The sequence below is a fragment of the Virgibacillus natechei genome (genome assembly GCF_026013645.1).
Lineage (GTDB): Bacteria > Bacillota > Bacilli > Bacillales > Amphibacillaceae > Virgibacillus_L > Virgibacillus_L natechei.
Map to the genome: position 1 here is coordinate 3,373,446 of NZ_CP110224.1, position 12,416 is coordinate 3,385,861.

The following is a 12,416-nucleotide window of genomic DNA, read 5'->3' on the forward strand; positions in this document are numbered from 1 at the left end:
TTTTCACCCCCTAAATGGCTTATCTCTTAAAATGGTGGTTGGAAAGTGAGGTCGTGCTATGACGAAAGATGTGTCGACTGCAAAAGTATGTTTGCTTGCAGGGAAAATCATGCTTAAAAGTGGAGCAGAGACGTATCGCGTGGAGGATACGATGAATCGAATCGCTGCTTTTTATGGTCTTGAAAATGCGCAAAGCTATGCGACGCCAACTGGGGTTAATTTTTCCGTGGATTTTTCAGCGTACACGAATTTCATGCGAATCACGACACGCTCGACGGATCTACATAAAATAGCAGAAGTGAATCGTGTTTCTAGAAAGATTACGGCTGGGAAGTTGGAAGTGGATGAAGCATTCATGATGTTGGAACGTATTGAGCATGCTAAATTAACATTTCCCGCATGGATGCAGATCATCGCAGCCGCGTTTGTGAGCGGAGCTTTTTCTATCATGTTTGGCGGAACCTGGCCTGATTTCATACCTGCTTTTATTGCTGGCGGTGCTGGATTTTCAGGGATGATTGGTTTTGATAAACTGGTCAATATTCGCTTCATTTCTGAGTTTTTCGGAGCCTTCGTTATCGGATTACTTGCTGTTTTGTTTATTAGCATTGGATTCGGATCAGAACTGGACAATATAATTATTGGTGCGGTAATGCCTCTGGTACCTGGGCTCCATATCACCAATGCTGTTCGTGATCTGATGGCTGGACATTTGGTAGCTGGTCTTTCCAAAGGAGTGGAGGCGCTGTTGACGGCTTTTGCAATTGGTGCCGGTGTAGCTGTTATCGTTGGATTTCTTTAGGTCAGGAGGAGGAGCGAGAACATGACAATTATAACGCAACTCGTTATGAGCTTTATAGCTGCCGCTGGGTTCGGTATTTTATTTAACGCGCCTCGGCAAGCCCTGATTCAATGTGGGCTTACCGGGATGTCTGGTTGGATTTTATATTACACATTAACCAGTGTTGGGTTGGAAGCTGTTCCTGCGACAATCTTTGCGGCTATGCTTGTTGCGGTCTTGAGCCAAATTTGCGCAAAGCTGTTTAAAACCCCCGTTATTATTTTTAATGTGTCTGGCATTATCCCGCTCGTACCTGGTGGAATTGCGTATGATGCGATGCACCATTTTGTCCAAAATGATTACTATAATGCCGTACAATTGTCCGCACAAGTCATGCTGTTGGCAGGAGCTATCGCGATGGGGTTGGTTTTTTCTGAAGCAGGGAATCAAATTGTGAGGAAAATTATCGCAAAAGTTTAGATGATATCCTCCACCTCCATTTTCAAAGTGGAGATTTTACTTGTTCGTTTAACTACGGTAGAATAAAATCATTGTATCTATTTCGAAATGAGGGAATTTCTATTGAATAATCAACAAAATCCAAAAGCAATTATCGTTATTTTCGGAGCAACAGGGGATTTGGCGAAACGTAAACTATTCCCTTCTATATATCGTCTTTATCAGAGCGGTAAAATTAGTGAAGACTTTGCTGTGATTGGTCTTGCGCGTAGATCGTGGAGCAATGAAATTTTACGCGATAAAGTAGGTGAATCGATTGAAGATGCATTCTCTTCCAGAGAAGATTTGGAACATTTCAAATCACATTTTTATTATCAGTCGTTTGATGTTACTGACTCCGGTTCCTATCAGGGGTTAAATGACTTAATCCTGGAATTGGAGGGCATGTACCATACAGAAGGCAACCGAATTTTTTACCTTGCAATGGCGCCAGAATTTTTTGGAACGATTGCGATTAACTTGAAAACATATTGCCTTAAAGATAATGCTGGCTGGGCAAGGCTTGTTATCGAGAAACCGTTTGGACATGATTTACCATCTGCTCAACTTCTCAATAACCAAATTCGTGAAGCATTTGATGAGGATCAAATTTATCGAATCGATCATTATTTAGGGAAAGAGATGGTGCAAAATATCGAAGTCATTCGTTTTGCAAATGGGATATTTGAGCATCTATGGAACAACCGGTTTATTTCAAACATTCAGGTCACTTCCAGCGAATCGCTCGGAGTCGAGGATCGTGCACGTTATTACGATCATTCGGGAGCAACTCGGGACATGGTACAAAACCATATGCTGCAAATGGTTGCGCTACTCGCCATGGAGCCACCAATTAAGCTAACCACCGATGAAATCCGTTCTGAGAAAATCAAGGCGCTTCGTGCAATCCGTCCCATCAAAAGCGACGAAGTGGATGAATCCTTCGTACGTGGTCAATATGACGATGGTGTTTTAAACGGTGAACAGTTACACGGTTACCGGGAAGAAGCAGAGGAATTAGCGAATTCAAATACAGAAACATATGTAGCCGGTAAAATAATGATTGATAACTTTCGCTGGGCTGGTATTCCTTTTTATATTCGAACAGGCAAACGTATGGCCGAAAAATCGATCAATATCGTGGTCGAATTTAAGGATATACCGATGAATTTATATCACCAGGATGAATCGGACAGAAACCCCAATTTATTGGTCATTAATATTCAGCCCAATGAGGGAATTACGCTATATTTAAATGCGAAGAAAACAGGCCATGGTTCTGTTGCTCAGCCGATTCAGCTTTCCTATAATAATAATGGTGCACATAGCATCAATACACCAGAAGCATATGAAAAACTTTTGTATGACTGCATGCTGGGGGATGCGACAAACTTCACACACTGGGACGAGGTTGCTTATTCATGGTCCTATATTGATTCGATTTTACAAGCGTGGGAGAAGAAAGAGCCAGATTTCCCAAATTATGCTTCCGGATCCATGGGACCGAAAGAAGCGGACGAATTACTAGAAAAGAATGGTCACCATTGGTGGTCGATTACGTAAATCAAAGGAGTGTTTTTTAGATGAAGATGTATGACGTTACAGCAACTATTTTTGAAGGAATGCCTACTTATAAAAACAAGCAGGAGAAACAGCCAAAGTTAAACACCGTTACAAATGGACACGTAACGGAATCACGTATGGATATCGACCTTCACACTGGAACACATATCGATTCCCCCCTACACATGATCAATGACGGGGATACAATGGAAACTATTCAAATGGAAGATTTGGTTCGACAGGCAAAGCTATTTGACCTAACACATGTGGAAGATCGAATTACAAAGAAGGATATTGAAGGATTTTCAATTGAAAAAGATGATTTCGTCCTTTTTCAAACAAAAAATTCTTTTGAAGGTGCGTCAGATTATGAATTCATTTTCGTTGCGGAAGATGCCGCAAGCTACCTTGCTGAGATCGGCATCACAGGAGTAGGCGTGGATGGCCTTGGAATTGAGCGAAGCCAGGAAGGACATCCGACACACCGTTCGCTTTTTCAACATAACGTGATTGTTATAGAAGGATTACGTTTAGCGGAAGTTCCAGAAGGCGAATACTTCATGGTTGCAGCTCCCCTTAAATTAGAAGGAACAGATGCAGCACCAGCACGCATATTGCTTTTTGAAGGATTGTCAGTAACATAATGGAATAGAGTTATGAGAAAGGCGCCGCTGGATCGCGGCAGCCTTTTTTTATTGCATAGGAAACTACAGAATTTAAAAGCTGTGGATAAAACTTATACACTGGAATAGCCACGTCCAGCTCCAGCGCCCAGCAACTATCAAACTTCACACTCCTCCACTACGATAAAGAAGACTTACTGATTGCCAAGCCGGAGGCGTAGGCAGAAGTAAAGTCGCACTTATGCCCTGTGGGTGAAAAGAAGACTTGCCGATTGGCTCTGCCAGAGGCTTAGTCGCACTTATACCCTTGTGGTGAAAGTCAACATCTACTCACTTGTCTTAAGGAAGGCCGACTAAAACCGGGCTTTGCGCCCAACGCCGGCATACCCCTATGAAGGGGCATGTTTCCTTTATCTCATTGCGGAGTGGAAGTTCAACTAAAACCGCCACTTTGCGTGGCAACGTTGAACCACCCGCAGCGCTGAGCGCAGTTTGTACGTTGCTAAACGGGCGCTTGCGCTTTTGTTCTTTTCGTTAGGGTGGGCCTCTCCCGATTTAGCGCTTCTTAGAGTGAGACTTAAAAATGGATACGTAATAGAGAGAATGTACTATAATAAAATCATCCATGAAATGGAGCGTGTCCTCATAAGTAGACGATATGATCAAGAATTTTAAACAGTATATTGGTGCTCGAGCGAGCGGGAGATTGCCTCACTCGAGCGACAGAAGCATCTACTCGAGCCAGAAGGTGTCTCATTCGATCGGCAGTGACAATTTTGAAGGCTGGGGATCGAACTTGGAGAGGTGGCGCTCGATCTAGCCATCCTCTCGCTCGACCTTGGACTCCTGGTGCTCGAGCGAGCGGGAGATTGCCTCACTCGAGCGACAGAAGCATCTACTCGAGCCAGAAGGTGTCTCATTCGATCGGCAGTGACAATTTTGAAGGCTGAGGATCGAACTTGGAGAGGTGGCGCTCGATCTAGCCATCCTCTCGCTCGACCTTGGACTTCTGGTGCTCGAGCGAGCGGGAGACTGCCTCACTCGAGCGACAGTCGCTCTCCCGTTTAAGACCATTCCCTCCCGATTCAGTCATTCAATATGACCCTCCTCGGTTCAGGATCGGGTCGCGACGCTGTTAGGAATAATACGATAGCTGTTATGATATGCATGATCATCCCAACAAGTGGAATCCATGCTATGACCGACGTTATAACCCCCAAAATACTACCGGCAGTTGTTCCCCTATCCCTATGTGTAAGAATCCATGTAACGATATGAAGAAACAGCATGACAATAAGGGGCGTCCATGCCTGACTTAATATATAAATTCCACCTAAAAATGGAATACCAAGCAACGCTTCCAACACGCCAGTAATCCATCTCATCACCCTTGATAAAGACATATTATCTCCTCCGAAAAATTAAAATAAATCCATATTATACTATTCCCTATAGGTGAAAAATAACACATTACTGTTTAGGATATGGGAGAGAAATTTAGTAGAAAATGGTAAAGGTAAACAAAATAATTCTATTTCACTAATGGGTTTTACTCCTATGAAAACAAACCATTTTCATCATTATTGGTGAAAATTCCATTCTTGATGACTGTCCGTTAAACTGCGATAAAATTCACTTCTGGCAGATATAATGACCACACAAGTATATACATTCCCTCGGGCAAAAAAAATCAGGAGTCAATTAGCAACTAATTGACTCCTGTAAAAGGAATTTTTCTCGACCTCACGCACGCCCTTTACGGTACGTGAGGAGCTTTTTCAAAACTTATGCTTCTTCTTTTTTCTTACGTTTTCCCGTTATTTTTTGTGATAAATCATCAAACATGGAGTACACAACTGGTATAAGCACTAGTGTAAAGATACTTGAAACACTGAGTCCAAATATAATGGTTACGGCTAAAGGCTGCTGTAATTCTGCGCCTTCTCCTAATGCAAGTGCAATTGGAATCATTGCTAATACAGTTGTTAATGTCATCATTAGAATCGGTCGCAACCTGGTGCGTCCTGCTTCGATAATTGCTTCATATCTGTCCATGCCATTTCGTCTGAGTATATTCATGTAGTCTACGAGTACGATCGAGTTATTAACGACAATACCGGCAAGCATGATTACCCCCATTAAGGCCACTACACTCAGCGGCAACCCTGTAACGAACAGGCCGATCATAACACCAACCACGGTTGCTGGCAATGCGAACATAATGATTAATGGAAATAGGAAGTTTTCAAACTGAATTGCCATAACAGCATAAACTAGGAATATCGAGAAAACCAGTGCTAATGCTAGTTCTGTGAAAGATTCAGCCATATCCTCTGCCTGGCCTCCAATTTCATAGCTATATCCTTCTGGCAAGCTCATGTTTGCAAGTTCATCTTCAACATCCGAAACAACACTGCCTAGATCACGTCCAGTGATATCACTGGATATATTGGATTGTGGTTGCTGATTCTCGCGTGTCAATGCTACAGGTCCTTGCACTTCATTAAATGAAGCAACTTCCTCAAGCGGTATGGTACTACCTGTTTGAGATTGAATATTCATGTCCTGCAAATCACGGATTGTACTGCGTTCGTCTTCTGGATATAACATCGTTACATCTATCTCTTGCCCTTCTTCACTTATTTGCGTGACAACCTGACCTGTGAATTTCGTTTGAACTTGACCTAAGATCTGTTCTTGGTTTAATCCATACATTGCCGCCTGATCATCATCGATTTCGATGTTCATCTGCGGAACACCTTCAGCCGCACCCGTTTCTGGATTAAAGACACCTTCTACTGTATCTATCCTGTTCACTACCTGATCCGATAATTCACGTAACACGTCATGTTCTGGACCATTTAACTGAATCTGAATCGGGTTCCCCATGTCCATGTCACTCATCTCACTAACGGTGATTTCGGCCCCTACAATCCCTTGAAGGTCTTCATCTACTTCTTGAACAAATTCAGAAGTTGTTTGATCTCGTTCTCCTGCGGGGACTAACAGTATCGTATAAGAGGCTGTATTTGCACTTCCCCCCATCATGCCGCCACCGCCATAGCTAACAAAATTGGTTTCAATTATGTCTCCATAGCCTTGGATTTCTTCTTCTACTTGCTCAATCTTAGCTTCCATGTATTCCGCTGAATTTCCAGGAACAGTCTCTACTCGGATTTGCATTTGCCCTTCATCTGAACCTGGAATCAATTCAGCACCGATAAGCGGGGTTAATGCCAAGCTTCCTGCAATTGCAAGAACTGTTCCTGCAATCGTTGTCTTCCTGTGGTGAAGCGCCCATTCCAGCACAACTTGATATTTATCCCTCAGCCATTCCAGAAAACGGTCGAACCAATAACGACGACCATTATTCTCCATTGCTTTCGTTAACAATTTCGATGAAAGCATTGGTACGAGTGTAATCGCTGCAGCAAGCGACGTTATTAAGGCAAACGACACAGCTAAAGCAAGTGGTGTAAATAGATCTGATGCAATTCCTTCCACATAGATGATTGGTAGAAATACGACTAATGTTGTTGTGGTAGATGCAATTACTGCTGGTGCCAGTTCTGAGGCGCCTTTAATTGCTGATTCAACTGCACCATAACCACGTTTCCTATACGTATCAATATGTTCTATAATAACAATCGCACTATCGACCATCATCCCTATCCCTAGTGCTAATCCACCCAACGTTAATACATTTAACGTTTGACCAGAGAAATACAATAAAGCAAATGTCGAGACAAGTGCGATCGGAATCGAAACTCCAACTACAAGTGTCGCTCGAACACTTTTTAAGAATAGGAGCAGAACAAATATAGCTATAGCTCCTGCTATTAAAATATTTTGTATAACGGAATCAATGGACATTTCAATGAATTCAGATGTATCCATAACCATTTCCAAATTCACATCTGAAACCATATCCTCATTTAATTCATCCATTCCGTCCCGAATTACTTCTGCAACACCAACTGTATTGGCATCTGAATTCTTCATGATGGATAAAACAATGGATTGTTCCCCGTTTACAAGTGTTGTTTCAGAGGTTTCCTTAACTGTCTCGTTAACCTCTGCAATATCTTCTACATAAACAGTTGTTTCTGTTTCTGTTTGAATAATCGTTCGTTCGATATCCTCGAGCGATTCAAACTCACCTGTCACACGCATTTGAAGATCTTTATCGCCTCTTTCTACATTCCCCACAGAAGCTGATTGATTCGAACTGTTCAGTGCCTGTGCAATTACTTGCTCCGAGACACCGTATTGTTGTAGTTTTTCTGGATCAAGAACGAGTTGAACTTCGCTCTCTCTACCGCCTTCAACCGTTACAGAAGCCACACCTTCCTGACGTTCAAAGTATGGAACAATGTCATCATTGGCAACATCAGTTAACGCTTCCGTATCTCCCCCAGTTAAACCTAGTGTGACAATAGGCATTTGATCTGGATTGAACCGCATAATATTCGGGTCGCCGGCCTGATCTGGTAGCATTGCTCCCACTTGATCGACACTTTCACGAACATCGAGTAATGCTTGATCTAAATCTGTCCCACTGCTGAACATCAACATGACAAGTGATGAACCGGATTGGGATTGGGACTGAACGGTTTCAATCCCTTCGACCGAGCTAACCGCCGCTTCAATTGGCTCACTAACTAAACTTTCCACGTCCTGTGGTGCTGCCTCGCCATAAGATGTTGCGACAACAGCTATAGGTAGCTCAATTTCCGGAAATAGGTCAACAGCTAAATCACGAACACTTACTAAACCAAATGCTATAATAGCTAATGCAAGTATAATTACGCCAACAGGACGTTTTACGGATGTTTTTACAAGCTTCAAAATTTATTCTCCTTCCACCACATCGACTACTCCACCATCAGTGAGTACCATATGTCCATCAACAACGACTTCATCACCTTCTTGCATGTCGTCAGATTCTATCGCTGTTTCATCTGTTTGTGATTCTTGGATGGTTACCGTTGTTTGAACTGCTTCCATGTCATCATTTACGACATATACATAGGCTTCGTCATCTTCTTCGACGATTGCTTGAGTTGGAACAATAACTGTATCTTCTACCCTGTTTTCAGGAACAGCGACTCTTGCAATCATCCCAGCTAAAAGATTTCCATCTTCATTATCTAGGGTTCCTTCTACCGGATATAGCCCTGTATCATCTGGCATTTTGTTAACTGCCGTAATTTCTGTCTCGTATTCATTATCGTTGACCATCGTAGTCAAGCTGTCTTCTATTGAAAAAAGAGATTGAACATTAGCTGTCACAGAAAACGCTACTGACATTGTGTCAAAATCAGCAATAATCGCAAGCGGATCTTCATTACTTATCATATCTCCTTCATTCGCTTCTAAATTTGTAATCTCACCTGCTGCTGCAGCAGTGATATCTTGGTTGCCAGCAGCCGTCGTAATTGTCGCTATAAGGTCATCCTCTTCTACTTGATCACCGGTTTCGACCTCTATCGTATCGATTTCACCTGGATTTTCAACCATAACTGGGTTGGTGCTTGCTGGTGATGTTCTTCCATAAATCGATCTCTCTATTACTAAATCACCTTCAGAAGCTTCAGCTGTTTCAACCAATGTCTCTGCCGCTTCCCCATTTTCATCTGCGCTTTCATTCCCGTTTTCATCTTCTTCCTCCATACACGCAGCAAGAAATGCCATCATTAAGATTACGGTTAGACTAATAAGTAATTTTCTCATCCTTGTTCTCCTCTCCCATTCATACAATTTAAACTAATAGCTCGACATCTAATAGTTCGGCAATTTGTTCAGATTCTTCTCTTAGTTCTGGAATTCGGGTGAAATGGGACAGTAACCCTTGTATCACTACAGGTTGGGCTTCCTTTTTCACCGCTTCTTTTTCAATAGCAGAAGCTACTTCCTCAAGCTGTTCTACTGTTGCAGAATCCAGATCTAATGCTCGGATTTTTTCCTTTGCGCTTTCCAATTGTGTGGACAGCATTGTTTCCACTGTTTGATTTTGCATGAGATATTCTAATGGAATCGCTGTCGTTGTAACGGCCGATTCTTCATTGGATGCAAGCATTCCATAAACAACATCATTCAACCTGCGAACAAGAAATCCACTCAGCTTATCACTGCTTATATGTACATCATCAACGATGATCCATTTTAAATAGCTACTTAACAACCCCTCAAACTGAATGACCGCATCTACGATTAAATCATTGACTTGATCACCATAGATATTCTGGATATTATCCTTCATCCAATGGAAATTCTCCATTTTGAACTGTTTCATAACCTTATCTGTATGGTCACCAATTGAGATGCTTTCCCGTAGATGAATAATAATAAAATCTTTATAGCTGTAGATATATTCAATAAGAATGCCGATTTGTTTTTCTAGGCTTTTCTCTGGGGGATGATTCTCTTGCTTCACTTTTTCGTAACGCCTTTCAAGCTGTTTTTTAAAATCCAGGTACGCTGTTGCAAGGAACTCCTCTTTCGATTGGAAATATAAGTAAAATGCACCTTTGGAAACGCCAGCTTCTTTCGCGATTTCCTGGATGGATGTGTTATGGTAGCCTTTTGCTGCTACTAATTTCACACCTGATTTAATGAGACTCATTTTCTTATCGTTCATTGTTTACACCTAATTTCATTCAATGCTTCTTACGTTAGAAAACTTGGCTGCCGCCTCGTCTTTCCAGAGATTAGAAGGCAGGGGCCGGATTGGTAGAATTCGTGAAATAGCCAGTTTCGCTGTCTCCCTCTACCTGCTTAAAAAATCGTCATGTTCGAATGACTAACCGGTCAGTCATTCGAACATGATTTATGACACTTCCTCATTATACACAGGCAAAACCTACATGACAAGTAATATTTCAATCTAATGAGGTTGGACAGTCATGAGCTAGTTAGTTAATGAAAAACCTTTGAATATTTTATCCCTGTTATAATCTACAATTACTTCACTCGTCCGTTTGTATTGTAAATCAATTGTTTTTACCGAAGCATTTATGTATATTCCAGTGTCGTCATGAAATCCAATATATGCCTTGTGGTCACGTTGCTCATAAAATTTTATATGATGATATGCTAGCCATACACAATCCTTATTTTTAATAGACGCTGTTGGCATCATATATATCCCTTTATTAGCTGGGTCCACTGGAATAGGTAACTTGCTTGCAGATTTTAAAATACGTTTTACCCCCTTTTTTCTCCCTGCTAAATCCGATCCGTATAGGAGACAGTTATAATTTAGAATCTGTTCGATTTTATAATTGGAAGGTTTCTTTTTGTTCCCTTCTATTATTAACGTACGGTAATAACCAGTCTCTTTGGTCATAATTGCTTTTGTGTCCTGTGAAATGGTATAAATGGATGACCTTCTCTTTCCCATCCCTGTTTCCTCCCTGCACCCCATTCTCATTTATCGCAGTTTAAATTGAGTTAGACGTGGGGAGAATAATCCCCCTGAATGAAGTATTATTTTATAGTTCTATTTTACTATTTCTAGCGATTAATACCAAATTTTAAGTGTATTTTTTCTGGCAATTATGAAAGAATCAAACTTTCCTATTTGCTCACTGGCTAAAACCGTCACGTCCTGGGTCTGTGCGTAAAGCTCCCCCACCGAAAATTTGTGCGTTGTAAGTGCGGGCGAATGTATTCCTCCAAACGGCTTGGTGAATTCCAAGTTTCCTATTTTAGGATTAAGGGTATATGAATAATATCGTTTGGCTGTTTTCTAAAAGATTGGACTGCGATTACTCGTCCCATCGAAAAGAATTGTTGTTTTTAACGCAAAATTTATAAAAGACGACATAACTTGAAATTTAAGTTGACGCTTTTTAAACCGCTGCGGAAATACACTACGCGCACCTTAGGGTGACCCGTGAGCCTCCTCGAACTCCGTTCTGCGGGGTCTCACTCTGGCCACTGTTCCCGCAGGAGTCTCCGTGTATTTCCTTCGCTGGTAAGATGCTTTTCAACTTCATCAAAATTGCTTGATTATATACTAAACATAGCCATGAACTATTATGATGGTTGATTGGAGCGGAGGACCGTTGACTCCTGCGGGAACAATGGTTTTCGGTGGGGCGAGCATTTACGCGCAGCCCCAGCACGAGTCTGAAGACCCCGCAGGACTATCCTAAGGAAGGCCGACTAAAATCGTCCTTTGCGGACAACGTCGGCATACCCCTTGCCGGGGCAAGGAGGCTGAAGCCGTGCCCGCGGAAAGCAACGGTCCGCAGCGGAAAGAAACCCAGCGGTCTGTCGTCTTTTTTATCTACTGCGACATAGTTAAAAGCGACAATACTTACCTACGAAAAGAGCCTAAAGACTTAATCACAAATAGGAGGATTTCAAATGGCTGCAAAAGATAAGAAGAATGAAACAGCAAAAAATACGGAAAAAGGGTCACAGCTGCAATCCGAGCAAATGGAAAAAGCACAAGGAAATGAGAATGAGAAAGAATCAGATGATTAGAGAACGTTTACTTCATCACTTGAATGGTTCGTCATTTACATTTCAATCATAACTAAAAGCAGAACGACCAACTATTATGCGGTCGTTCTGCTTTTTCTTTTAGATTAAGATGTACTACTTACTGATTACCTTGTCCACCTGGCTCGTCTTCATCATCATACAGGTTATCATCTGGTTCTTCTAAATCATCTGTGTCATTAATACCTGTTCCATTACCATTATTATCGTCGCCTTCACCATCCATGCCGCCGTTTCCATCCATGCCTCCATCATCTTGCATACCACCATTTTCCTCTTGATCTAATGGAGCATCATCTTCTGCTGGATCCATATCATCACCTGTTCCACAGGCTGCGACTAGGGATAATGCTAATATCGGTGCACCAAATTTCAATAAGATCTTTCTTTTCATAAAGATTTCCTCCTTTGTTGGTCGTTAATCGCTGTCGCCATTAGCT

At 41.9% G+C, this 12,416-nt stretch carries 9 protein-coding genes and 1 pseudogene; 4 read left to right on the top strand and 6 right to left on the bottom strand.

Annotated elements, in window-relative coordinates; genetic code table 11:
• Positions 1 to 58: 58 nt before the first annotated feature.
• From OLD84_RS16920 to OLD84_RS16935, 4 genes and pseudogenes are all read left to right on the top strand, one after another.
• Entirely contained in the window at positions 59 to 802 is a 744-nt protein-coding gene (locus OLD84_RS16920; protein WP_209464548.1) for a threonine/serine exporter family protein, read from the top strand.
• A gap of 18 nt (positions 803 to 820) precedes the next feature.
• Positions 821 to 1,261: pseudogene (locus OLD84_RS16925) on the top strand (threonine/serine exporter family protein); the annotation flags it as partial.
• 102 nt (positions 1,262 to 1,363) lie between these two features.
• Positions 1,364 to 2,842, top strand: a complete 1,479-nt coding sequence (gene zwf, locus OLD84_RS16930) for a glucose-6-phosphate dehydrogenase (protein WP_390336651.1) — start codon at positions 1,364 to 1,366, stop codon at positions 2,840 to 2,842.
• Positions 2,843 to 2,862: 20 nt separating this feature from the next.
• Positions 2,863 to 3,486 carry a cyclase family protein gene (locus OLD84_RS16935; protein ID WP_209464551.1) on the top strand — a complete coding sequence of 208 codons (624 nt, stop codon included), beginning with the start codon at positions 2,863 to 2,865 and terminating at the stop codon, positions 3,484 to 3,486.
• A 1,064-nt stretch (positions 3,487 to 4,550) separates the two neighbouring features.
• Here OLD84_RS16935 and OLD84_RS16940 read toward each other — a convergent pair.
• The 6 genes from OLD84_RS16940 to OLD84_RS16965 form a co-directional block, all read right to left on the bottom strand.
• Complete coding sequence (locus OLD84_RS16940) at positions 4,551 to 4,868, bottom strand: hypothetical protein (protein ID WP_209464693.1); 318 nt, start codon at positions 4,866 to 4,868, stop codon at positions 4,551 to 4,553.
• A gap of 382 nt (positions 4,869 to 5,250) precedes the next feature.
• Positions 5,251 to 8,313 carry an efflux RND transporter permease subunit gene (locus OLD84_RS16945; RefSeq protein WP_209464694.1) on the bottom strand — a complete coding sequence of 1,021 codons (3,063 nt, stop codon included), beginning with the start codon at positions 8,311 to 8,313 and terminating at the stop codon, positions 5,251 to 5,253.
• A 3-nt stretch (positions 8,314 to 8,316) separates the two neighbouring features.
• The gene (locus OLD84_RS16950) at positions 8,317 to 9,198 is read right to left on the bottom strand and encodes an efflux RND transporter periplasmic adaptor subunit (RefSeq protein WP_209464695.1); all 882 of its coding nucleotides are present in this window, start codon (positions 9,196 to 9,198) and stop codon (positions 8,317 to 8,319) included.
• Positions 9,199 to 9,226: 28 nt separating this feature from the next.
• Complete coding sequence (locus tag OLD84_RS16955) at positions 9,227 to 10,105, bottom strand: TetR/AcrR family transcriptional regulator (protein WP_209464696.1); 879 nt, start codon at positions 10,103 to 10,105, stop codon at positions 9,227 to 9,229.
• 270 nt (positions 10,106 to 10,375) lie between these two features.
• Positions 10,376 to 10,867, bottom strand: coding sequence for a competence protein ComK (locus tag OLD84_RS16960; RefSeq protein WP_209464697.1), 492 nt, complete (start codon positions 10,865 to 10,867; stop codon positions 10,376 to 10,378).
• A 1,209-nt stretch (positions 10,868 to 12,076) separates the two neighbouring features.
• Positions 12,077 to 12,370, bottom strand: a complete 294-nt coding sequence (locus OLD84_RS16965; protein WP_209464698.1) for a hypothetical protein — start codon at positions 12,368 to 12,370, stop codon at positions 12,077 to 12,079.
• Positions 12,371 to 12,416: the final 46 nt, after the last annotated feature.